19 protein-coding genes are annotated in these 23,531 nt (G+C 73.3%); 5 read left to right on the top strand and 14 right to left on the bottom strand.

Annotated elements, in window-relative coordinates; all coding sequences use genetic code 11:
- Positions 1-84 precede the first annotated feature (84 nt).
- The 4 genes from whiA to uvrC all read right to left on the bottom strand — a co-directional run bounded on the left by whiA (position 85) and on the right by uvrC (position 5,257).
- On the bottom strand, positions 85-1,065 hold the full coding sequence (whiA, locus tag GYH36_RS00595) for a DNA-binding protein WhiA (protein ID WP_024840229.1): 981 nt from the start codon (positions 1,063-1,065) through the stop codon (positions 85-87).
- An 84-nt stretch (positions 1,066-1,149) separates the two neighbouring features.
- Positions 1,150-2,124: a gluconeogenesis factor YvcK family protein gene (locus GYH36_RS00590; protein ID WP_024840228.1), complete on the bottom strand. Its 975-nt coding sequence runs from the start codon at positions 2,122-2,124 to the stop codon at positions 1,150-1,152.
- Positions 2,121-3,107 carry an RNase adapter RapZ gene (gene rapZ, locus GYH36_RS00585; protein WP_051471551.1) on the bottom strand — a complete coding sequence of 329 codons (987 nt, stop codon included), beginning with the start codon at positions 3,105-3,107 and terminating at the stop codon, positions 2,121-2,123. Before rapZ ends, GYH36_RS00590 begins: the two co-directional genes overlap by 4 nt.
- A 20-nt stretch (positions 3,108-3,127) precedes the next feature.
- Positions 3,128-5,257, bottom strand: coding sequence for an excinuclease ABC subunit UvrC (gene uvrC, locus GYH36_RS00580; protein WP_115942615.1), 2,130 nt, complete (start codon positions 5,255-5,257; stop codon positions 3,128-3,130).
- Positions 5,258-5,376: 119 nt separating this feature from the next.
- On the opposite strand from uvrC, the gene GYH36_RS00575 reads away from it, so the two are divergent.
- Positions 5,377-5,862, top strand: coding sequence for an OsmC family protein (locus tag GYH36_RS00575; protein ID WP_024840225.1), 486 nt, complete (start codon positions 5,377-5,379; stop codon positions 5,860-5,862).
- A 46-nt stretch (positions 5,863-5,908) separates the two neighbouring features.
- On the opposite strand, the gene uvrA is transcribed toward GYH36_RS00575, so the two are convergent.
- Positions 5,909-8,899 carry an excinuclease ABC subunit UvrA gene (gene uvrA / locus GYH36_RS00570; protein ID WP_024840224.1) on the bottom strand — a complete coding sequence of 997 codons (2,991 nt, stop codon included), beginning with the start codon at positions 8,897-8,899 and terminating at the stop codon, positions 5,909-5,911.
- A 132-nt stretch (positions 8,900-9,031) separates the two neighbouring features.
- On the opposite strand from uvrA, the gene GYH36_RS00565 reads away from it, so the two are divergent.
- Together GYH36_RS00565 and GYH36_RS00560 are read left to right on the top strand one after the other, a co-directional pair.
- Entirely contained in the window at positions 9,032-9,739 is a 708-nt protein-coding gene (locus tag GYH36_RS00565; protein WP_162288803.1) for an MBL fold metallo-hydrolase, read from the top strand.
- Between the two features lie 85 nt (positions 9,740-9,824).
- Positions 9,825-10,124 (top strand): YciI family protein, encoded by a 300-nt coding sequence (locus tag GYH36_RS00560; protein ID WP_024840222.1) that lies wholly within the window; start codon positions 9,825-9,827, stop codon positions 10,122-10,124.
- Between the two features lie 65 nt (positions 10,125-10,189).
- Here the strand turns inward: GYH36_RS00560 and GYH36_RS00555 are convergent, their stop codons facing one another.
- The 3 genes from GYH36_RS00555 to uvrB form a co-directional block, all read right to left on the bottom strand.
- Positions 10,190-11,341 carry a TerC family protein gene (locus tag GYH36_RS00555; protein ID WP_162288802.1) on the bottom strand — a complete coding sequence of 384 codons (1,152 nt, stop codon included), beginning with the start codon at positions 11,339-11,341 and terminating at the stop codon, positions 10,190-10,192.
- Entirely contained in the window at positions 11,341-12,345 is a 1,005-nt protein-coding gene (locus GYH36_RS00550) for a TerC family protein (protein ID WP_162288801.1), read from the bottom strand. The genes GYH36_RS00555 and GYH36_RS00550 overlap by 1 nt, the downstream gene beginning before the upstream one ends.
- Before the next feature lie 296 nt (positions 12,346-12,641).
- On the bottom strand, positions 12,642-14,750 hold the full coding sequence (uvrB, locus tag GYH36_RS00545; RefSeq protein ID WP_024840219.1) for an excinuclease ABC subunit UvrB: 2,109 nt from the start codon (positions 14,748-14,750) through the stop codon (positions 12,642-12,644).
- A 264-nt stretch (positions 14,751-15,014) separates the two neighbouring features.
- Here uvrB and GYH36_RS00540 point away from each other — a divergent pair, with 264 nt between their 5' ends.
- A complete protein-coding gene (locus GYH36_RS00540; protein WP_024840218.1) occupies positions 15,015-16,352 on the top strand; it encodes a choice-of-anchor A family protein in 1,338 nt (445 codons plus the stop codon).
- Between the two features lie 84 nt (positions 16,353-16,436).
- On the opposite strand, the gene GYH36_RS19460 is transcribed toward GYH36_RS00540, so the two are convergent.
- From GYH36_RS19460 to GYH36_RS19970, 4 genes are all read right to left on the bottom strand, one after another.
- A complete protein-coding gene (locus GYH36_RS19460) occupies positions 16,437-16,922 on the bottom strand; it encodes a pyroglutamyl-peptidase I (protein ID WP_312028441.1) in 486 nt (161 codons plus the stop codon).
- Complete coding sequence (locus tag GYH36_RS19975) at positions 16,919-17,053, bottom strand: pyroglutamyl-peptidase I family protein (RefSeq protein ID WP_281351425.1); 135 nt, start codon at positions 17,051-17,053, stop codon at positions 16,919-16,921. The genes GYH36_RS19460 and GYH36_RS19975 overlap by 4 nt, the downstream gene beginning before the upstream one ends.
- Complete coding sequence (gene coaE, locus GYH36_RS00530) at positions 17,050-17,691, bottom strand: dephospho-CoA kinase (RefSeq protein ID WP_115943667.1); 642 nt, start codon at positions 17,689-17,691, stop codon at positions 17,050-17,052. The genes GYH36_RS19975 and coaE overlap by 4 nt, the downstream gene beginning before the upstream one ends.
- 171 nt (positions 17,692-17,862) lie before the next feature.
- Positions 17,863-18,435 (bottom strand): MarR family winged helix-turn-helix transcriptional regulator, encoded by a 573-nt coding sequence (locus tag GYH36_RS19970; protein WP_312028440.1) that lies wholly within the window; start codon positions 18,433-18,435, stop codon positions 17,863-17,865.
- 154 nt (positions 18,436-18,589) lie between these two features.
- Between GYH36_RS19970 and GYH36_RS00520 the strand changes: the two genes are divergently transcribed.
- Positions 18,590-20,497 (top strand): ABC transporter ATP-binding protein, encoded by a 1,908-nt coding sequence (locus tag GYH36_RS00520; protein WP_162288799.1) that lies wholly within the window; start codon positions 18,590-18,592, stop codon positions 20,495-20,497.
- Between the two features lie 185 nt (positions 20,498-20,682).
- On the opposite strand, the gene rpsA is transcribed toward GYH36_RS00520, so the two are convergent.
- Positions 20,683-22,161: a 30S ribosomal protein S1 gene (gene rpsA / locus GYH36_RS00515; protein ID WP_024840213.1), complete on the bottom strand. Its 1,479-nt coding sequence runs from the start codon at positions 22,159-22,161 to the stop codon at positions 20,683-20,685.
- A gap of 209 nt (positions 22,162-22,370) precedes the next feature.
- Complete coding sequence (locus tag GYH36_RS00510; RefSeq protein WP_024840212.1) at positions 22,371-23,393, bottom strand: 6-phosphofructokinase; 1,023 nt, start codon at positions 23,391-23,393, stop codon at positions 22,371-22,373.
- Positions 23,394-23,531 lie beyond the last annotated feature (138 nt).

Genomic DNA, 23,531 nt, shown 5'->3' with positions numbered 1-23,531 from the left:
GCATCGGAGCGGCACGGGGACGCGCCGGAACGGGTCGAGCGTGGCGCGTGCCGCTCGGGCGGGTGCGGGCGCGGGCCCCGACCGTCACAGGTCGAGCAGCTCGGGGCTCAGGCCCGCCTCCGTGTCGGGGATCCCGAGCTCGGCGGCGCGCTTGTCCGCCGTCGAGAGCAGTCGCCGGATGCGGCCGGCGACGGCGTCCTTGGTCAGCGGCGGGTCGGCGAGCTGGCCCAGCTCCTCGAGCGACGCCTGCTTGTGGGCGAGCCGCAGCTCGCCCGCCTGGCGGAGGTGGTCGGGCAGGTCGGGGCCGAGGATCTCGAACGCCCGCTCGACCCGCGCGCCCGCGGCGACCGCGGCGCGCGCCGAGCGGCGCAGGTTCGCGTCGTCGAAGTTGGCGAGCCGGTTCGCGGTCCCGCGGACCTCGCGCCGCGCGCGACGCTCCTCCCACACGAGCACCGCCTCGTGCGCGCCGAGCCGCGTGAGGAGCGCGCTGATCGCGTCCCCGTCGCGGATGACGACGCGGTCGACGCCGCGCACCTCGCGGGACTTCGCCGAGACGCCCAGGCGGCGCGCCGCGCCCACGAGCGCGAGCGCCGCCTCGGGGCCCGGGCACGTGATCTCGAGCGCGGACGAGCGTCCCGGCTCGGTGAGCGAGCCGTGCGCGAGGAACGCGCCGCGCCAGGCGGCCTCGGCCTCCTCGACGCCGCCCGAGACGACCTGCGGCGGCAGCCCGCGGACGGGCCGGCCACGCTGGTCGAGCAGACCCGTCTGGCGGGCGAGGGACTCGCCGTCGCGCACGACGCGCACGACGTACCGGCTGCTCTTGCGCAGCCCGCCGGCGGACACCACGATGAGCTCGCTCGTGTGCCCGTAGACGTCCGCGATGGTCTCGCGCAGGCGGCGCGCGGCGATCGCGGTGTCGAGCTCCGCCTCGATGACGACGCGGCCCGAGATGAGGTGCAACCCGCCCGAGAAGCGGAGCATCGCGGAGACCTCCGCCTTGCGGCACGACGTCTTGTCCACCCGCAGCCGAGCCAGCTCGTCCTTCACCTGTGCCGTGAGCGCCATGCGGGACATCCTGCCACCGATGACGGCGCACCGCGGCGGCGGACCGACCACCGCCGCGGGCCCCGTCGTGCCCTGTCGGACGGCTCAGCGCGCGCGCGAGCCGACGTCGCCGAGGAAGTCGTCGAACACGTCGCGGTACGCCGCGGCGAGCCGCAGCGCGTCGTGCCGCGGGGTGCCGTCGCCGCGCCGGACCTGGCGCAGGAGCAGGCGCGCGCCCATGCGCGCCGCGGCGTCGGCGAGCTGCTCGGTGTCCTCCACCGCCGACGGGTCCGCGACGACGGCGTCGATCCGCAGTCCCGGCGCGTGCTTGTGCAGCGCCTCGAGGTGGTCCGTCGCGGACAGCCCGTACGTCTCCCCCGTCTCGCTCGACAGGTTGAGCGTGACGCAGCGCCGCGCCGGCGTCTCGTGCAGGGCGCGCGCGAGCTCGGGCACGAGCAGGTGCGGCATGACGGACGAGAACCAGGAGCCCGGGCCGAGCACGACCCAGTCCGCGTCCTCGACGGCCTGCACGGCCTCGGGGCACGCGGGCGGGTCGGCGGGCACGAGGCGCAGCTGCTCGATCCGCCCGTGGGTGACCGCGACGCGGCTCTGCCCGACGACCGTCTCCAGGGCGTCGCCCGTGCGCACGTCGGCCTCGATGCGCAGCGGCACGGACGCCATCGGGAGCACGCGCCCCCGCGCGCCCAGGAGCTTGCCGACCCAGTCGAGCCCGGCGACCGGGTCGTCGAGCAGCTCCCACAGCGCGACGATGAGCAGGTTCCCCACGGCGTGGTTGTCGAGGTCGCCCTCGGACGTGAACCGGTGCTGGAGCAGCGAGCTCCAGGTGCGGCCCCACTCCGAGTCGTCGCACAAGGCCGCGAGCGCCATGCGCAGGTCGCCGGGCGGCAGGACGCCGAGCTCGGCGCGCAGCCGCCCCGACGAGCCGCCGTCGTCGGCGACCGTGACGACCGCGGTGAGACGGTCGGACATGAGGCGCAGCGCCGAGAGGCTCGCCGACAGCCCGTGCCCGCCGCCGAGGGCGACGACCGCGGGGTTGCGCTTGGCGACCACGTCGCTCACTCCTTGCCGAGGTCCCGTGCCGTGACGATGACGCGCTGGCCCTGCGCGCGCAGGCGGGCGGCGATGGCCTCGCTGATCGCGACGGAGCGGTGCTTGCCGCCCGTGCAGCCCACGGCGATGGTCACGTAGCGCTTCTCCTCCCCCAGGTAGCCGGCCAGCACCGGCTCGAGCGCGCTGACGTACCGGTCGACGAACTCGAGGGCCCCGGGCCGGCCGAGCACGTAGTCGCGCACCGGGGCGTCGCGACCGGTGAGGTGGCGCAGCTCGGTGATCCAGTACGGGTTGGCGAGGAACCGGACGTCGACGACGTGGTCCGCGTCGAGCGGGAGCCCGTACTTGAACCCGAACGAGACGACGTTGATCCGCAGCGTCTCGGGCGTGCCGTCGGCGACCGCGGCGCGCACCTCGCGCGCGAGGTCGTGCACGGTGAGCTCCGAGGTGTCGATGACGACGTCGGAGCGCTCCTCGAGGCTCGCGAGGAGGCGGCGCTCCTCCCCGAGCCCGTCGAGGATCCGCCCCTCCCCCTGGAGCGGGTGCGGGCGCCGCACCTGCTCGTACCGGCGCACGAGCACCTCGTCGGACGCGTCGAGGAACAGGATCCGGTAGAAGACGCCGATCTGGCGCAGGTGGTCGAGCACCTCGACGAGGTCGGTGAAGAACTCGCGCCCGCGCACGTCGACGACGGCCGCGATCCGCTCGAGCGCCGACCCGGAGCGCGTCATGAGGTCGACGAGCGGGACGATCATGCGCGGCGGCAGGTTGTCGACGACGTACCAGTCGAGGTCCTCGAGCACCGCCGCCGCGCGCGTGCGCCCGGCGCCGGACATGCCCGTGATGATGAGCACCTCCGGGTCGCGGGACTCGGGCGCGGGCGTCGCGGCCTCGATGGCGGGGATGCCGCTGGGGACGGTGATCGGGGAGGGCTCCGGCACGCGGGCAGAGGACGCCTGCGGGCTGAGGTCCGGGGTCGGCTCCGAGGTCATGGCACCAGCATGCCAGCCGCTCACGCGCGGGCCGTGGCCCCGTCGCCCGCCGGAGTGTCCTGGGCGGCACCGGACGCGTCGGGCGCGGCCTGCTCGGCCGCGCCGCCCAGCGCGGCGACCACGGCCTGCGCCGTGCGCTCGCCCATGCCCCGCACGCTCGCGATCTCGTCGACGCTCGCGGCGCGCAGCCGCTTGAGCGACCCGAAGTGCTTGAGCAGCGCCGTCCTGCGCGCCGGGCCGAGCCCGGGGACGTCGTCGAGCGCCGACGCCGTCATGCCCTTGCTGCGCTGCCTGCGGTGCTGCGCGATCGCGAACCGGTGCGCCTCGTCGCGCACGCGCTGGAGCAGGTACAGCCCCTCGGACGAGCGGCGCAGGATGACCGGGTACTCCTCCCCGGGCACCCAGACCTCCTCGAGGCGCTTGGCGAGACCGCACAGCGCGACGTCGTCGATCCCGAGGTCCTCGAGCGCGCGGGCGGCGGCGGCCACCTGGGGCGGGCCGCCGTCCACGACGACGAGGTTCGGCGGGTACGCGAACCGCGCACGCCGGTCGGTGGGCGCGTCGGCGTCGACCTCGCCGCTGCGCGGGACGTAGCCCGCGGCCTCGGCGGCGCGCTCGGCCCGGCGCCCCGCGGCGTCGGAGGCGTCGGCGACGTCGTCCGCCTCGAGGTCGAGCTCGACCTCGCCCGAGCGCGACCGGTCGGCCAGGTAGCGCTTGAACCGGCGCGTGATGACCTCGTACATCGCCGCGGTGTCGTCCGCCGCGCCGTCGCCGTCCGGGCCGCGCACCGTGAAGTGCCGGTACTCGCTCTTGCGCGCGAGGCCGTCCTCGAAGACCACCATCGACGCGACCTGGTACGTGCCCTGGTTGTGCGAGACGTCGTAGCACTCGATCCGCAGCGGCGCCGACTCGAGGTCGAGGGCCTCCTGGATCTCGCGCAGCGCCTGGCTGCGGGTCGTGAGGTCGCCCGCGCGGCGCGTGCGGTGCAGCGCGAGCGCGTGCTCCGCGTTGGCGCGGACCGTCGCGGCGAGCTCCTTCTTGTCGCCCCGCTGGGGCACGCGCACGTCGACGCGCGCGCCGCGCAGGCCCGAGAGCCACGTGGTCACCTGGTCGGTGTCGGGCGGCAGGACCGGGACGAGCACCTCGCGCGGCACGGCGTCGCGCGCGCCCGCACGGCCGGAGCGCGCGCCGGCGTCCGCCGCGATCGCCTCCTCGGCCGCGCCGTACACCTGCTGGAGCAGGTGCTCGACGAGCTCCGCGTCCGTGACGTCCTCGACCTTCTCGACGATCCAGCCGCGCTGACCGCGGATGCGCCCGCCGCGCACGTGGAACACCTGCACGGCGGCCTCCAGCTCGTCGCCGACGAGCGCGAACACGTCCGCGTCCGTGCCGTCCGCGAGGACGACCGCGTTCTTCTCGGTCGCGCGCTGGAGCGCCGCGATGTCGTCGCGCAGGCGCGCCGCGGCCTCGTACTCCATCGCCGCGGCCGCCTCGTTCATCTTGCGCTCGAGCCGGCGCACGAAGCGCTGGGTGTCCCCCGCCATGAAGTCGCAGAAGTCCTCCGCGAGCGCCCGGTGGTCCTCGGGCGTGATCCGCCCGACGCACGGCGCGGAGCACTTGTCGATGTAGCCGAGCAGGCAGGGCCGGCCCGTCTGGTGCGCGCGCTTGAACACGCCGGCCGAGCACGTGCGCACGGGGAAGACGCGCAGCAGCAGGTCGAGCGTCTCGCGGATCGCCCACGCGTGGCCGTACGGGCCGAAGTACCGGGTGCCGGGGCGCTTCGCCCCGCGCATCACCTGGGCGCGCGGGAACTCCTCCCCCATCGTCACGGCGAGGTACGGGTAGGACTTGTCGTCGCGGTACTTGACGTTGAACCGCGGGTCGAACTCCTTGATCCACGTGTACTCGAGGGCCAGCGCCTCGACCTCGGTCCCGACGACCGTCCACTCGACCGAGGCCGCGGTCGTCACCATGGTCTGCGTGCGGTGGTGCAGGTTCGCGACGTCCTGGAAGTAGCTCGACAGGCGCGCCCGCAGGTTCTTGGCCTTGCCGACGTAGATCACGCGACCGTGCGCGTCACGGAACCGGTAGACGCCCGGCGAGGTGGGGATCTCCCCCGGCGCAGGGCGGTACGTCGCGGGGTCAGCCATGGTCTCCAGCCTAGGTCAGGCCACCGACGTCGCGGCGGCGGGTCGAGCCCCGGAACCGGGTCCGCGGGCACGGGCGAATTTCGGTGTGACGGGCGTCACCGCCCGTTAGGGTGACGGCCATGAGCGCACAGCACGGGTACACCGCCACCGTCCGCTGGACCGGCGCGGGCGACAAGGGCACGGCCGCCTACACGTCGTACAGCCGCGACCACGACGTCCTCCTGCCGGGTCGGCCCCCGCTGCCCGGGTCGTCCGACCCCGCGTTCCGGGGCGACCCGGAGCGCTTCAGCCCCGAGGAGCTGTTCGTCGTCAGCCTCTCCCAGTGCCACATGCTCTGGTTCCTCCACCTCGCGGCGGCCGCGGGCGTCGTCGTGCGCGAGTACGTCGACGACGCCACCGGCACGATGCGCGTCGAGTCGGGCGGCGAGGGGCAGTTCACCGACGTCACGCTCCACCCGCGCGTCGTGGTCGACGACGGCCCCGGGACGGACGAGGAGTCGCTCGCCACGCTGCACCAGCGCGCGCACGACCACTGCTTCATCGCACGCTCGGTGAACTTCCGCGTGCTCGTGGAGCCGGCGCCCGCGCGACGCGCCGCCGCCTGACGCGCTCCGGCGGCCCCGGACGCCAGCTCGACGGCGGCCGGGGACGCTACGCCGCCGAGGCCTTGCGCCGCGCGCCGGCCTTCGGCTTCTCGTCCGTCGCCCGGCGTGCCGCCGCGGAGCGGCCCTTGCCCTTCGCGCCCTTCGCCGCGGGAGCCGGCGCGGACGCCGCCGGGGCGGTCCCGACCGGCACGGGGTCGTGCTGGTCGAGGATCTCCGCGAGGAAGCGCCCCGTGTGGCTGGCCTCGACGCGCGCGACCTGCTCGGGCGTGCCCTCCGCGACGACCGTGCCACCGCCAGAGCCTCCCTCGGGGCCCATGTCCACGACCCAGTCCGCGCTCTTGATGACGTCGAGGTTGTGCTCGATCACGAGGACGCTGTTGCCCTTGTCGACGAGCGACTGGAGCACGCCGAGCAGCTTGCGGATGTCCTCGAAGTGCAGGCCCGTCGTCGGCTCGTCGAGCACGTAGATCGTGCGGCCCGTCGAGCGCTTCTGCAGCTCGCTCGCGAGCTTGACGCGCTGCGCCTCGCCGCCCGAGAGCGTCGGCGCCGGCTGACCGAGGCGGACGTACCCGAGACCGACCTCGACGAGCGTCTTGAGGTGCCGCGAGATCGCCGGCACCGCGGCGAAGAACTCCGCGGCCTCCTCGATCGGCATGTCGAGCACGTCGGCGACGGTCTTGCCCTTGAAGTGCACCTCGAGCGTCTCGCGGTTGTAGCGCGCGCCGTGGCACACCTCGCACGGGACGTAGACGTCGGGCAGGAAGTTCATCTCGATCTTCAGCGTGCCGTCGCCCGAGCACGCCTCGCAGCGGCCGCCCTTGACGTTGAACGAGAAGCGGCCCGGCGTGTACCCGCGGACCTTGGCCTCGGTCGTCTCCGCGAAGAGCTTGCGCACGTGGTCCCACACGCCCGTGTACGTCGCGGGGTTCGACCGCGGCGTGCGTCCGATCGGCCCCTGGTCGACGTGCACGACCTTGTCGAGGTGCTCGAGCCCCGTGACGCGCGTGTGCCGGCCGGCCACCTGGCGCGCGCCGTTGAGCTCGTTGGCGAGCACGGTGTAGAGGATCGAGTTCACGAGCGTGGACTTGCCGGAGCCGGACACTCCCGTGACGGCGGTGAACGTGCCGAGCGGGAAGCTCACGTCGATGCCCGTGAGGTTGTGCTCGCGCGCGCCGACGACCTTCACCTGGCGCGCCGGGTCGACGGGGCGGCGCTGCGCCGGCAGCGGGATGCTGCGCCGGCCCGAGAGGTACGCGCCCGTCACCGACTCGGGGGCCTCCAGGAGGCCCGCGTAGTCGCCCGAGTGCACGACGCGGCCGCCGTGCTCGCCCGCGCCCGGGCCGATGTCCACGACCCAGTCCGCCGTGCGGATGGTGTCCTCGTCGTGCTCGACGACGATGAGCGTGTTCCCCAGGTCTCGCAGGCGCGTGAGCGTCTCGATGAGACGGCGGTTGTCGCGCTGGTGGAGCCCGATGCTCGGCTCGTCGAGCACGTAGAGCACGCCGACGAGGCCGGAGCCGATCTGCGTCGCGAGCCGGATGCGCTGCGCCTCGCCGCCGGACAGCGTCGCCGCGGGACGCTCGAGCGACAGGTAGTCGAGCCCGACGTCGAGGAGGAAGCCCAGCCGCGCGTGGATCTCCTTGAGCACCTCGGTCGCGATCGCGCGCTCGCGCGCCCCGAGCTCGAGCGAACCGAGGAACGCCGCGGCCTCGCGCAGCGGCAGGCGGCACACGTCCCAGATGGACTTGCCGCCGACCTTGACCGCGAGCACCTCGGGCTTGAGGCGCGCACCCTGGCACACGGGGCACGGGACCTCGCGCATGAAGGCCTCGTACTTCTCCTTCGACCACTCGGACTCGGTCTCCGTGTGGCGGCGCTCGAGGAACGTGATGACGCCCTCGAAACCCGTCGAGTACTGCCGCTCGCGGCCCCAGCGGTTCTTGTACCGCACGTGCACCTGGTGGTTCTGCCCGTGCAGCACGGCCTTCTTGGCCCGCTCGGGCAGCGCACGCCACGGCGTGTCCATCGAGAACCCGAGGTCGTCCGCGAGCGCCGTGAGCACGCGCTCGAAGTACTCCGAGGAGATCTGCGCCCACGGCGCGACCGCGCCCTCGCGCAGCGACTTCTCCTCGTCGGGGATCACGAGGTCCGGGTCGACCTCGAGGCGGAAGCCGATGCCCGTGCACTCGGGGCACGCCCCGTAGGGAGCGTTGAACGAGAACGTGCGCGGCTCGATCTCGTCGAGCGCGAGCTCGTGGTCGTTGGGGCACGCGCGCTTCTCGGAGAAGCGGCGCTCGCGCGCCGGGTCGTCCGGGTCGGCGTCGACGAGCTCGACGACGACCAGACCGCCGGCGAGGCCGAGCGCGGTCTCGACCGAGTCGGTCAGGCGGCGCTGCACGCCCTCGCGCGCGACGAGGCGGTCGACGACGACCTCGATGTCGTGCTTGAGCTTCTTCTCGAGCGCGGGCACGTCCGTGAGCGTGCGCACCTCGCCGTCGACGCGGGCGCGCGCGAAGCCCTTGGTCTGCAGCTCCTTGAAGAGCTCGGAGTACTCGCCCTTGCGCCCGCGCACGACCGGCGCGAGCACCTGGTAGCGCGTGCCCTCGGGCAGCTCGAGCAGGCGGTCGACGATCTGCTGCGGCGTCTGCGCGGTGACGCGCTCGCCGCACACCGGGCAGTGCTGCGTGCCCGCGCGCGAGAACAGCAGGCGCAGGTAGTCGTACACCTCGGTGATGGTGCCGACGGTCGACCGCGGGTTGCGGTTCGTCGACTTCTGGTCGATCGACACCGCGGGCGACAGGCCCTCGATGAAGTCCACGTCGGGCTTGTCCATCTGGCCGAGGAACTGGCGCGCGTACGCGGACAGCGACTCGACGTAGCGGCGCTGGCCCTCCGCGAAGATGGTGTCGAACGCGAGCGACGACTTGCCCGAGCCGGAGAGCCCCGTGAAGACGATGAGCCGGTCCCGCGGGAGGTCGAGGTCGACGTTGCGCAGGTTGTGCTCGCGGGCACCGGAGATGACGAGGCGATTGCTCACCGAAGCATCGTACGACCGACCACCGACATTCGCACAGGTGTTCGACGTCACCTTCGCCGCTCCCCCGGCGAACGCTCACCGCAGGCGCACGTCGGGTCCTCGGGCCGTCGCCGGACGCGGCACACTGACGCCATGACGTACACCGGACGAGTCGTCGTGGGCGGCCCGAGCGACCTGCGGCGCCTCGACGCCGTCGAGATCCGCAAGCTCGCGGTCGGGCCGCTCGCGAACGACGTCTACCTCCTCACGTGCCGCCGCACGGGCGCCCAGGTCCTCGTCGACGCCGCGGACTCGCCCGACGACGTGCTCGCGCTCGTGCGCGAGGGCTCGCCGTCGGCGCGCCTCGACCTCGTCGTCACGACGCACCGCCACGCCGACCACTCCCGGGCGCTCGCCGCGGTCGCCGCCGGCACGGGTGCGGCGGTCGCGGTCGGCGACCCCGACGCCGACGCCGTGGCGGCCGCGACCGGCGTGCACGTCGCGCGCCGGGTCGGGCACGGCGACGTCCTGCAGGTCGGCGACCTCACGCTCGAGGTGGTCGCCCTGCGCGGCCACACGCCGGGTTCCGTCGCGCTCGCCTACCGCGAGCCGGGCGCGGTGCGCGAGCCGGAGGCCGTCGCGGGGCGCGTGCACCTCTTCACCGGCGACTCGCTGTTCCCCGGAGGCGTCGGCAACACCGACCGCGACCCGGCGCGCTTCGACCGTCTGCTCACCGACGTGACCGAGCGCGTCTTCGACCGGTTCGACGACGCGACGTGGGTCTACCCGGGCCACGGCGACGACACGACCCTCGGCGCCGAGCGGCCCCACCTCGGCGCGTGGCGCGAGCGAGGCTGGTAGCCGCAGCACCGAGGGTGGGCCGTCCGGACGACCGAGGCGCGGACCCGGCGACCGCGGGCCGGGCCGGGCTGGTTCACTGACCCTCATGCCGATCCACGCCGTCACCTACGTCTACGCCGACCGCGCCGCCGACCTCGACGCGCTGCGCCCCGAGCACCGCGCGTTCCTGCGTGGCCTGCACGAGCGGGGCACGCTGCTCGCGTCCGGCCCGCTGCCCGCCCACGAGGGCGCGCCCGCGGGGGCGCTGCTCGTGCTGGACGGCGAGACGCCCGCCGCGGTCGCCGCGGTGCTCGACGAGGACCCGTTCGCGCGCGCCGGGCTCGTGGCCGAGCGCGCGGTCCGGCCGTGGTCGCCGGTCATCGGCGACTGGGCCGACCGCGCCTGACGCGTCGCCGGCGCCCGCCGTCGGCACGCCCGCCGTCAGCCCGCCGCGGTCCGCGCGGTCCGTCGTCAGCGCGCCCCGTCGTCCTGCGGACGCGAGCCCCAGGTCGGCGTCACCTCGCCGGTGCCCGGGTCGTCGTGCGGCACCTCGACCGGCTCGTCGTCCGACGCGTCGCCCGAGCCGTCCGCGGCGTCCGCCGCGGACGACGCGACGGGAGCGTCCGCCGGATGGTCCTGCTCGTCCCGCGCGTGCGCCGCGCGCGTGCGCAGGAGGCTCGCGACCGTGGTCACCGCGAGCGCCCCGACGATGACGACGAGCGACAGCCAGATCGGCACCGTCGGCACGGCGTCGAGGTGCTCGCCACCGTTGAGGAACGGCAGCGTGTTCTCGTGCAGCGCCTCGAGGATGAGCTTCACCCCGATGAACCCGAGGATCACCGCCAGGCCGATCGGGAGGTAGACGAGCCGCTCGAGCAGCCCGCCCAGCAGGAAGTAGAGCTGGCGCAGGCCCATGAGCGCGAACACGTTCGTCGTGAACACGATGAAGGGGTCCTGCGTGAGACCGAAGATCGCCGGGATCGAGTCGAACGCGAACAGCAGGTCCGTGCTCCCGATCGCGAGGAACACCACCACGAGCGGCGTGAACACGCGCTTGCCGTCCTCGACCGTGCGCAGCCGGCCGCCGTCGTACTGCGTCCCGAGCGGCAGGACGCGCCGCAGGGCGCGCACCGCGCCGTTCTCGCGGTACTCCTCGGGCTCGTCCCCGCCCGCGACGAGCTTGACCGCGGTGTAGATGAGGAACGCGCCGAACAGGTAGAACACCCAGACGAACTGCGCGATGATCGCCGCGCCCGCGAGGATGAACCCGCCGCGCAGGACGAGCGCGACGATGATGCCGACCATGAGCACGCGCTGCTGCTGGTCCCGCGGCACCGCGAACCTCGCCATGATGATGACGAACACGAAGAGGTTGTCCACGGACAGGCTGTACTCGGTCAGCCACCCGGCGTAGAACTCGCCCGCCGGTGCCGCTCCCCCGACCGCACCCACGATCGCCCCGAACACCAGCGCGAGCGCGACGTAGAAGCCGACCCACAGCGCGCTCTCGCGCATCGAGGGGACGTGCGGACGACGCCCCACGACGAGCAGGTCGACGAGGAGCAGGACGGCGAGCGCGGACAGCGCCGCCCACTCGAACCAGAGCGGGAGCTCGTGAACCATCAGTGCGAGCCCTCCGAGCTCTCGACGGAGCGCCGGCGGTCGGCGCGGTCCTTGGCCAGGCTCGCGACCGTGGTGATCGCGAGCACGACGACGATGAACCCGAGCGACAGCGCGGTCGGGATCTCCGGGACGACGGTGATGTGCTCACCGCCGTTGACGAACGGCACCTCGTTGGTGTGCAGCGCGTGGATCACGAGCTTGACGCCGATGAACCCGAGGATCGCGGCGAGGCCGTACGCGAGGTACACCAGACGGTCGAGGAGTCCGTCGATGAGGAAGTAGAGCTGGCGCAGGCCCAGGAGCGAGAAGGCGTTCGCCGCGAAGACGAGGTAGGTCTCCTGCGTGAGGCCGAAGATCGCGGGGATCGAGTCGACCGCGAACAGCAGGTCGGCGCTGCCGATCGCGATCATCACGATGAGCATCGGGGTGATGTACCGCTTGCCGTCGACCTTCGTCGTCATCCGGTCCTCGACGTACGACTCGGTCGTCGGGAACAGGCGGCGCGTCAGCCGCAGCGCGGCGTTCTCGTGGAACTCCTCGTCGTGCCCGGAGCCGGCCTTGACCTGGGTCCACGCCGTGTAGAGCAGGAACGCGCCGAAGACGTAGAAGACCCAGCTGAAGTTCTCGATGAGCGCGGCGCCGAGGAAGATGAAGATCGTCCGCAGCACCAGCGCGATCGTGATGCCGATGAGCAGCACCTTCTGCTGGTACAGCCGCGGGACGCGGAAGCTCGTCATGATGAGGACGAAGACGAAGAGGTTGTCGACCGACAGGCTCTTCTCGGTGATGTAGCCGGCGAAGTACTCGCCGCCGTACGTCGACCCCCACACGGCCCAGACGACCGCGCCGAAGAGCACCGCGACGGCGACGTAACCCGCGGACCACCACGTGGCCTCGCGCAGGCTCGGGGCGTGCGGTGTGCGCACGTGCCCCACGTAGTCCACGGCGAGCATCGCGAGGATGACGCAGACGGTGACGAGCCAGACCCAGACGGGTACGTCCATGAAGATTCCTCCGGTACGTGGGGAGCACGATGTACCGAAGGTCTCTTCCGCCACGCACCGCCACCCGCACCCGCACGGGACGCGGGCTGATGGTTGTGGGACCGGTGACACCGGGCCGACGACTGCGCCGGCCGTGATGACGACATCACCGCACGAGGAATACTCCCCTTCACACGAGGAGCCAGCATAGGCCATGGTCCTCGCGCTCGACACCGCGCGGCGCGCTCGGACACCACGACGCCCCGCCGCGTCCCCGCCCGGGGACCCCGTGCGCCGCCCTCAGGGGCGGGCGGGCCTCAGGCCGTGGCCGCCTGCATCTGGCGCAGTTCCTTCTTGAGCCCGGAGATCTCGTCGCGCAGCCGCGCCGCGAGCTCGAACTGGAGTTCGCCCGCGGCGGCGTGCATCTGGTCGCTGAGCTCCTGGATGAGCTCTGCGAGGTCGCTCGCCGCCGCGCCCGCGAGGCGGTTGCCCGACGACGCGCCCTCCTTGGGCGAGCCCGGTACCGGGGCCTTGCCCTTCGCCGCCTTGCCCGGCTGGCGGTACCCGCCCGCGAGGAGCTCGGCCGTGTCGACGTCCTCGCGCGCGAGCATGTCCGTCACGTCGGAGATGCGCTTGCGCAGCGGCGTCGGGTCGATCCCGTGCTCGGTGTTGTACGCGATCTGCTTCTCGCGGCGACGCTCGGTCTCCTCGATCGCCGCGGCCATCGCGGGCGTGATCTTGTCCGCGTACATGTGCACCTCGCCGGACACGTTGCGGGCCGCGCGGCCGATCGTCTGGATGAGCGACTTGGGCGAGCGCAGGAAGCCCTCCTTGTCCGCGTCGAGGATCGCGACGAGCGAGACCTCGGGCAGGTCGAGACCCTCGCGCAGGAGGTTGATGCCGACGAGCACGTCGTACTCGCCGAGGCGCAGCTCGCGCAGGAGCTCGACGCGGCGCAGCGTGTCGACCTCCGAGTGCAGGTACCGGACCCGCACGTCCTTCTCGAGCAGGTAGTCCGTGAGGTCCTCGGCCATCTTCTTGGTCAGGGTCGTGACGAGCACGCGCTCGTCGCGCTCGACGCGCTCGCGGATCTCGTGCAGAAGGTCGTCGATCTGCCCGGTGGTCGGCTTGACGATGACCTCCGGGTCGACGAGGCCCGTCGGGCGGATGATCTGCTCGACGACGCCGTCCGCCATCGAGAGCTCGTAGTCGCCGGGGGTCGCCGACAGGTAGACCGTCTGGCCGATCCGCTCGACGAACTCCTCCCAGCGCAGCGGACGGTTGTCCATCGCGCTCGGGAGCCGGAAGCCGTGGTCGACGAGGCTGCGCTTGCGCGACATGTCGCCCTCGAACATCGCGCCGATCTGCGGCACGGTGACGTGCGACTCGTCGATCACGAGGAGGAAGTCCTCGGGGAAGTAGTCGAGCAGGGTGTTCGGCGGCGAGCCCGACTCGCGGCCGTCGATGTGCCGCGAGTAGTTCTCGATGCCCGAGCACGTGCCGATCTGGCGCATCATCTCGATGTCGTAGGTGGTGCGCATGCGCAGGCGCTGCGCCTCGAGGAGCTTGTTCTGGCGCTCGAGCTCGTCGAGCCGCTCCGCGAGCTCGGCCTCGATCGACGAGATCGCGCGCTCCATGCGCTCGGGCCCGGCGACGTAGTGCGTCGCGGGGAACACGTGGATGCTCGGCTCGGAGCGGATGACCTCACCCGTCAGCGGGTGCAGCGTCTGGATGCTCTCGATCTCGTCGCCGAAGAACTCGATGCGGACCGCGAGCTCCTCGTACACGGGGATGATCTCGACCGTGTCACCCCGCACGCGGAACGTGCCGCGCGTGAACGCCATGTCGTTGCGCGTGTACTGCATCGTGACGAACTGGCGCAGCAGGTCGTCACGCTCGACCTGCATGCCGACGTCGAGCCGCACCATGCGGTCCACGTACTCCTGCGGTGTGCCGAGGCCGTAGATGCACGACACGGACGCGACCACGACGACGTCGCGCCGCGTGAGCAGGGAGCTCGTCGCCGAGTGCCGCAGGCGCTCGACCTCGTCGTTGATCGACGAGTCTTTCTCGATGTAGGTGTCCGTCTGCGCGATGTACGCCTCGGGCTGGTAGTAGTCGTAGTACGAGACGAAGTACTCGACCGCGTTGTTCGGCAGCAGCTCGCGGAACTCGGTGGCGAGCTGCGCTGCGAGGGTCTTGTTGGGTGCCATGACGAGCGTCGGGCGCTGGAGCTCCTCGATCAGCCATGCGGTCGTCGCGGACTTGCCGGTACCGGTGGCGCCGAGCAGGACGACGTCCTTCTCCCCCGCCCGGACGCGGCGGGCGAGGTCCGCGATCGCCGTGGGCTGGTCGCCCGACGGCTCGTACTCGGAGATGACCTCGAACGGGGCGGTGGCGCGCTGGAGATCGGTCACGGGACGCATGTCTCAACGGTACGTCGCGGCGCCCACACGAACGTCGTGGGCCGGTCGGTGCCCGCGCGACCGACGGACGACGCCCGCCGTCACCAGGGACCAGGAGGCGATTTGGAAGGCGTGGTGCCGAACCTCTAGGTTGGCCTCGACTAGCCGTGCTCCTCGACGTCCGCGGAGCACGGCACGACGACCGCGGCGCAGGCGACGACGCCTGCGGCGAGTTAGTCAGCACCGCTAGCGAACCGACGAAGCACTCGACCTGGAGCCCACACCATGCGCCTGCACCCCGCGCGCCCCCGCGGAACCGCCCTGCTCGCCGCCGTCGCTCTGACGACGGTCGGGCTCGCCGCCCCCGCGAGCGCCACGACCACCGTCGGCGCGGACGACGTCTGCGCCACCGACCCCACCACGCGTCCCGTCGGCGTGTACGAGCTCACCGCCGTGGAGGACAACGGCGTCGGGATCTGGGCGGGCGGCGGCCTCACGGTCACGACGGCGACGGAGCTCGAGGGTCGCGTCGTGGTCGGCGGCGACGCGGACCTCTCGGGCGCAGGCACGCTCAACGTCGGGACCGCCGGCGGCGGGGGCTCCGCGATCACGCCCGCGGGCGGGACCGACATGCTCGTCGTCGGCGGCGACCTCGCGACGGCGGCGAGCACCCAGGTGGGCCTCCACGCGTCGCGCGGGGGCAACGTCGTGGTCGGCGGGGCGGTCACGGGTCCGGCGCCGAGCACCGAGAGCGTGCACGGCCCGAGCGGGACCGTGACGCAGGGCGTGGGCCGCGCGACGGCGCTCGCCCCGTACGCGGACCTCCCCGCGCTCGCCGCCGGGATCGCGGCGGACGCGGCGGACGGCGCGGTCGCGGCGACGCCGACGGGCGGTGCGCTGACCGTCGAGGCCGGGGAGCGCTACGTGCTCACCGCGGACGCCGCCGCCACCCTGCGCGAGCTGCACGTCACCGGCACCGGCCCGGTGCTGCTCACGGTGACCGGCGAGGACGTGAGCGTCCCCGGCCTGACGTACGTCGCGTACGACGGCGTGCGGGTCTACCAGGCGACGCAGCACCTCGCGGCGCACTTCCTGTGGAGCTTCCCCGACGCGACGCACGTGCGGCTCGGCACGAACGACCAGTTCCCCGGGACCGTCGTGGTGCCGCGCGAGGACTCGACGCTCACGGTCGCGACGTCGACGAACGGCCGCGTCCTCGCGAACGGCGCCGTCGCCTACACCGGCGGTGCGGGCATCGAGCACCACAACTACCCGTTCGCCGGGCCGTGCGAGGCCACCCCGCTCGTCGAGGAGCCGAAGCCCGAGCCGTCCCCGGAGGGGCCGAACCCGGGCGAGGGCGTGACCGTGCCGCCGACGACGACCGCGGAGAACCCGCCCGCCGAGGAGCCCGGTGCGCCCACGGCGGAGGCGACGCCCGCCGCCGCGACCGGCGCGACGCCCACCGCGGCCGCGACGCCGACGGCGGTGCCCACCGGCGTGGCGTCGGACGGCGGCCTCGCGACGACCGGCGCGTCGGTCGCCGTGCTCGCGGTGGTGGCGGCCCTGCTGCTCGCGGCGGGCGCCACGATCCTCGTGGTCGCACGCCGACGCGCGGCGGCCTGACGACGGGCGCACGCGCGGGGGCCCGGCGGGCCGTACCTGCCAGGCCCCGTCGGGCCGTACCCTGCTGGACCCGCCGCGCGGGCCTCAGCTCTCGGTGCCCGCCGCGAGGACGGGCTCGGCGGCGCCCCGGAGCGCCTGGCGCACGACGGCCGCGACCGCCGCGACCTGGTCCTCGACCGGCACGGCGCCGGCGTCGGGGACGTGCACGAACCCGGCGCGCCGCCCGGGCGCGGCGCCCCAGCCGTGCTGGAGCGCGTAGAAGACGTCGTTGCAGACGTAGGTGCCAGCGGTGCTCGACACCTCAACGGGCACGCCCGCCTCGCGGACCGCGGCGAGCGACGCCTTGAGCGGGAGCGTCGAGAAGTAGCCGACCGGGCCGCCCGGCACGACCGGGACGTCGACGGGCTGCGCGCCCGCGTTGTCGGGGATCCGCGCGTCGCGCACGTTGACCGCCACGCGCTCGAGTCGCACGCGCGCGGACCCGCCCGCGAGCCCGAGCGCGACGACGACGTCGGGGTCGTGCTCGCGGATCGCGCCCTCGAGCGCCGGCCACGCGCCGTCGAACGTCACCGGAGCCGGACGGCGACGACGCGCTCGCCGACGAGCTCCTCGCCACGCTCCGCGAGCCGGGCCGCGGTCTCCCACGAGGGGTTCGTCGCCGCCCCGTCGAAGGGCTCGAACCCGCTCACGACGACCGTCACGCCTCGTGCTCCTCGATCTCCGCGCGGACCTCGGCGTCGACCTCCGCGCGCACGCGCTCCCAGAGCGCGTCGACCTGCGCCCGGAGGGACTCCGGCGTCCCGGACCCGTCGAGGGTGACGTCGGCCGCCGCGAGGCGCGCGTCGTCGTCGGCCTGCGCCGCGAGGCGCGCACGGGCCTCGCCCTCGTCCAGGCCGCGACCCTCGACGAGGCGCCGCACGCGCACGTCCGCGGGCGTGTGCACGACCACGACGCAGTGGAAGCGCGCCGGGTCGCCGGTCTCGACGAGGAGCGGGATGTCGTGCACCACGACGGCCCGGGGTTCGGCCGCGCCCGCCGCGGCCTCGCGCTCGGCCGCGAGCCGGCGCACCTCCGGGTGGACGATCGCGTTGAGGCGCTCGCGCGCGGCGTCGTCGCCGAAGACGAGACGGCCGAGCGCCGCGCGGTCGAGGGTGCCGTCCGGCCCGAGCACGCCGGGCCCGAAGGCCTCGACGACCTCGTCCAGACCGACCGTGCCGGGCGCGACGGCGTCGCGCGCGAGCGTGTCGTAGTCGATGACGACGGCGCCGAGCTCGGCGAAGCGCGCCAGCGCGACGGACTTGCCCGCCGCGATCCCTCCGGTCAGGCCGATGCGAAACATGCGCTCCATCCTGCCAGCCGGCGGACGACCTCGCGCCGGGGTGCCCGGCTCGACCCGCTGCACCTCGGTCCCGCTCGGAGCACCCTCCTCGGCACGAGCGCGTCGAGCGGGCGGGCAGCCCTGCCTCACGCGCGCCCGGCGAGCGGCCCAGCCTCGCGCCCGTCGGGCTGCTCAGCCGCGCGCGTCGGCCGCAGCCGCACCCTTCTCGCCCTCCGGGCGGCCGCCCGGCGGCGCGCCCGGTCCGGCGCCGCGGTCGCCGTCGGCACCCTCACCCGCGACGACGCGCAGGAGGCGCAGGAGCTCTGCGCGTTCGGCGGCGTCGAGACGTGCGAGAAGGGTGCCCGCGCTGGACGAGCGCTCGGCCCCCACCTGCTCGACCACGTCGCGACCCTGCGGGGTCAGCTCGACGAGCGTGGCGCGACGGTCGTGCGGGTCGGGGGTGCGGCGGACGAGGCCGGCGCGCTCCGCGTCGTCGACCTTGGACGTCACCGAGCGCGGGGCGACGTCGAGCGCCGACGCGACCGCGCCGAGCCGGCACGGGCCGTCGCACCGGGCGAGGAAGCGCAGCATGCGGAACTGCCCGGGCGTGGTCCCGGCGGGCTCGAGCCGCTCGCTCGCCTCGCGCCGCACGCTGCGCAGCGCCGCGTGCAGGAGCGTGAGGAACTCCCCCGCCTCGTCGGACGGGGCCGTCTCGTCCGCCGTGCGCGCCCGGGTCGTGGCACGCTGGCTCGCATCGCTCGTCACGAGGCGAGCGTACCGGGGAATCCGGGACTTGTGGTATCGGCTCATTGTGAGGTAGACTCACTATCGTAGTCGCGCGAGCGGTCCACGAGACCGCGCCCGCCGGCAGGCTCACGCCGCCGCGGACGACGCGCCCCTCCCCCACTCAGGAGGCCCCATGTCTTTCACCTCATCCTTCCCCGGCTCCGGCGGCGGGCGCGGCATGCGCTCGTTCCGCCAGGACTCCACCGTCACCTCGCGACGCCTTCACCGCGGCACGATCCGCCGCGTCCTCGCGTTCGCCCGTCCCTACCGCCGCGCGCTCGCGGCGTTCCTCGTGCTCATCTCGATCGACGCGGCCGCCGGCGCCGTGACGCCGCTGCTGTTCCAGCGGATCATCGACGACGGCATCGCGGCCGGCGACGTCGGCGTCGTCGTCGCGCTCTCGCTCGTCGCCGCGGGCCTCGCCGTCCTCTCGGGCGGCCTCGGTGTCGCGCAGCGCTGGTTCTCCTCGCGCATCGGCGAGGGCCTCATCGTCGACCTGCGCACCGCCGTGTTCGACCACGTGCAGCGCATGCCCCTCGCGTTCTTCAGCCGCACCCGCACCGGCGCGCTCGTGCAGCGCCTCAACGGCGACGTGCTCGGCGCGCAGCAGGCCTTCACGTCGACCCTGTCGAACGTCTTCTCCAACCTGCTCACGGTCGTGTTCGTGCTCGCGGCGATGCTGTCCATGTCGTGGCAGCTCACGCTGCTCGCGCTCACCCTCCTGCCCGCGTTCGTCCTCCCCGCCCGGTGGGTGGGCAAGCGCCTCGCCGCGATCACGCGCGAGAGCTACGAGCTCAACGCCGAGGCGGCGCAGACCATGAACGAGCGGTTCAACGTCGCCGGCGCCCACCTCGTCAAGGTCTTCGGCGACCCGGGTCGCGAGTCGTCCCGCTTCGCCGCGCAGGCCCGCCGCGTGCGGGACATCGGCGTCAAGCAGGCGATGTACGGCACGGTGTTCCGCGTCGGCCTCACCGTCGTCGCGTCCGTCGCGGTCGCGATCGTCTACGGCCTCGGCGGCGTCATGGCCATCTCCGGCACCCTCACCGTCGGCACCGTCGTCGCGCTCACCGCCTACCTCGGGCGCCTCTACGGGCCCCTCACCGCGATGTCCAACGTGCAGGTCGACGTCATGACCGCACTCGTGAGCTTCGAGCGCGTGCTCGAGGTGCTCGACCTCGAGCCGACCGTCACCGACGCGCCCGACGCGACCGACCTCGCCGACGACATCGAGCGGCGGGGCGCGAGCCTCGAGCTCGACGGCGTGACGTTCCGCTACCCGAGCGCGTCGGAGGTGTCGCTCGCGTCGCTCGAGTCCGTCGCGGTCGAGGGCACCGACCCGACCACGGACACCCTGCGCGACGTGTCGTTCTCCGTGCCCGCCGGCGCGATGGTCGCGCTCGTCGGGTCGTCCGGCGCGGGCAAGACCACCGTGTCCCAGCTCGTCACGCGCATGTACGACCCCACGGCGGGCCACGTGCGCATCGCCGGCCGGGACCTGCGCGAGGTCACGCAGGAGAGCCTGCACGACGCCGTCGGCGTCGTCACGCAGGAGGCCCACCTCTTCCACGACTCGATCGCCGAGAACCTCCGGTACGCCAAGCCCGACGCGAGCGACGCCGAGCTCGAGGCAGCGCTGCGGCGCGCGCACGTGTGGGACGTCGTCGCGGCCCTCCCGTCCGGGATGGACACCGTCGTCGGCGACCGCGGCTACCGGATGTCCGGCGGCGAGCGTCAGCGCCTCGCCATCGCCCGCGTGTTCCTCAAGGCGCCGCAGCTCGTCGTGCTCGACGAGGCGACGGCGCACCTCGACTCCGGCTCCGAGGCGGCCGTCCAGGCCGCGCTCGCGGAGGCGCTGCGCGGTCGCACGTCGCTCGTCATCGCGCACCGGCTCTCGACGGTCCGCGAGGCCGACCTCATCGTCGTGCTCGACGCGGGCGAGGTCGTCGAGACGGGCACGCACACCGAGCTGCTCGCCCGCGGCGGCCGCTACGCCGACCTCTACCGGACCCAGTTCGCCGAGTCCCCCGTGCCCGTCGCCTGACGCGAGCATGCGGTTACCGCCCGCGCGCAATTGGTTGCCTCCAGTCACGGGCGCGTGGCGGGACGGAAACACAAGCTCGGCGGAGCGGGGGGGAGGCATGACCCGGCGAAGGCCCGCCACCCCGAGGGGTGGCGGGCCTTCGTGCGACCTGCGACGGTTCCGCCAGGCGGCGGAGCGTCAGGAGATCAGTTGCCGGTGAGCTTCTCGCGGAGCGCGGCGAGCGCCTCGTCCGACGCGAGCGTGCCCGTGGCCTCGGCGGCCGGGGCCGACGAGTAGGACGTGCTCGAGGACGCCGAGCTCGAGGAGCCCGAGTCGCCCGACGCGGCGTCGAAGTCGGCCTTGACGGCCTCGGCGACCTGCTTGCGGTGCGCCTCCCAGCGCTCGTGGGCCTTGGCGTACTCCGCCTCCCACGCCTCGCGCTGCGCCTCGAAGCCCTCGAGCCACTCGTTGGTCTCCGGGTCGAAGCCCTCGGGGTACTTGTAGTTCCCCTGCTCGTCGTACTCGGCGGCCATGCCGTACAGCGCGGGGTCGAAGTCGTCCGACTCCGGGTCCACGCCCTCGTTGGCCTGCTTGAGCGAGAGCGAGATGCGACGGCGCTCGAGGTCGATGTCGATGACCTTGACGAACACCTCGTCACCGACGTTGACGACCTGCTCCGGCAGCTCGACGTGGCGGACGGCGAGCTCGGAGATGTGCACGAGACCCTCGATGCCGTCCTCGACGCGCACGAACGCACCGAACGGGACGAGCTTGGTGACCTTGCCCGGCACGACCTGACCGATCGCGTGGGTCCGGGCGAACGTCTGCCACGGGTCCTCCTGCGTCGCCTTGAGCGACAGCGAGACGCGCTCGCGGTCGAAGTCGACGTCCAGGACCTCGACCGTGACCTCCTGGCCGACCTCGACGACCTCGGACGGGTGGTCGATGTGCTTCCAGGACAGCTCGGAGACGTGCACGAGACCGTCGACGCCGCCGAGGTCCACGAACGCACCGAAGTTGACGATCGAGGAGACGACACCGGGGCGCACCTGGCCCTTCTGCAGCGTCTGCAGGAAGGTGGAGCGGACCTCGGACTGCGTCTGCTCGAGCCACGCACGGCGCGAGAGGACGACGTTGTTGCGGTTCTTGTCGAGCTCGATGATCTTCGCCTCGATCTCCTTGCCGACGTACGGCTGGAGGTCGCGGACGCGACGCATCTCCACCAGGGAGGCCGGGAGGAAGCCACGGAGGCCGATGTCGAGGATGAGACCACCCTTGACGACCTCGATGACGGTGCCGGTGACGACGCCGTCCTCCTCCTTGATCTTCTCGATCGTGCCCCAGGCGCGCTCGTACTGGGCGCGCTTCTTGGACAGGATCAGACGGCCTTCCTTGTCCTCCTTCTGGAGGACGAGGGCCTCGACCGCGTCGCCGACGTTGACGACCTCACCGGGGTCCACGTCGTGCTTGATGGACAGCTCGCGGGAGGGGATGACGCCCTCGGTCTTGTAGCCGATGTCGAGGAGGACCTCGTCGCGGTCCACCTTGACGATCGTGCCTTCGACGATGTCGCCGTCGTTGAAGTACTTGATGGTCGCGTCAACGGCGGCGAGGAAGTCCTCCTCGGTGCCGATGTCGTTGACGGCAACCTGGGGTGCGGACTTCGCGGGGGTAGAGATGGTCATTGAGTTCGATGCTCCGATGCGGACAGGTGTAGTCGAGCGGGTAGGGTTCTCGGCGCACCGCCCCCCGACGCCCCGGTGCGGCGACGTCCTGGTGGTCGTCGTGGTCCGGGATGAAGGCAGGCGCAATGCACCGGCGTCCACCTTATCCGCGTGTCACCCCGCGGGTCAACGCGGCCGCGTGCGCCGCGGCCGGCGCACGCGGCAGGGCGTCAGGCGAGCACGCGCGCGACGCGCAGCAGCTCCTCCGGGACCCGCTTGGGGCGGCCCGCGACCTCCGCGAGAGGGACGAGCTCGACGCGCTCCCCGCGCAGCGCCGTCATGACCCCCGACGTCCCCGCGCTCACGGCGTCGACGGCCGCCACCCCGAACCGGCTCCCGAGGATGCGGTCGGTGGGCGTCGGCTCGCCGCCGCGCTGCACGTGGCCGAGCACGGTGAGGCGCGTGTCGAACCCGGTGCGCTCCGCGATCTCGGCGCTCACGCGCTCGCCGACCGACCCGGCGACGATCTCCCCGAACCGCCCGAGCTGCTGCGTGAACTCCATCGACCCCTCGCGCGGCACGGCGCCCTCCGCGACCACGACGATCGAGAAGTTCGCGTGCGCGCGGTGGCGGTGGCGCAGGAACTTGACGACCTGGTCGATGTCGAACGGCTCCTCCGGCGCGAGCACGACCTCGGCGCCGCCGGCGATGCCCGCGTTGACGGCGATCCAGCCCGCGTGGCGGCCCATGACCTCGACGACCATGACGCGGTTGTGGCTCTCCGCCGTCGTGTGCACGCGGTCGAGCGCCTCGGTCGCGATGTTCACGGCCGTGTGGAACCCGATGGACAGGTCCGTGCCCTCGACGTCGTTGTCGATGGTCTTGGGGATCGCGACGATCTTCACGCCCGCCTCCGCGACGCGGCTCGCGGCGTGGAGCGTGCCGTCCCCGCCGATGCAGATGAGCGCGTCGAGACGCTCCGCCTCGACCGTCGCGAGGACGGCGTCCATACTGCCGTCCTCCTGTCGCGGGTGGAACCGCGCCGTCCCGAGGAGCGTGCCGCCGACCGGCAGGACGTTGCGGATGTCCTGGCGACCGAGCGGGTGCACGTCGCCGTCGACGACGCCGCGCCACCCGTTGCGGAAGCCGATGATCGTGTGCCCGTACTCCCCCGTCCCCTGCTTGACCACGGCCCGGATCGCCGCGTTCAGCCCGGGGCAGTCGCCTCCGCCGGTGAGAAGTCCGATGCGCACCGATGTTCCTCCGTCTCGTCGTCGTCGCGCGTCCTCGCGCACGCGCCCGGCGTCGACGGAGGCACCGACCTCCGCGGCGCCGCGTCAGCGTCAACCCTAGTCATCGCCGCGACGCAGGTCATCGTCCGTCCCGGTCCT

It is taken from the genome of Cellulosimicrobium composti (assembly GCF_010287905.1).
Lineage (GTDB): Bacteria > Actinomycetota > Actinomycetes > Actinomycetales > Cellulomonadaceae > Cellulosimicrobium > Cellulosimicrobium composti.
Note: the sequence above shows the minus strand (reverse complement) of the source record. Positions and strands in the feature narration are given on the sequence as shown.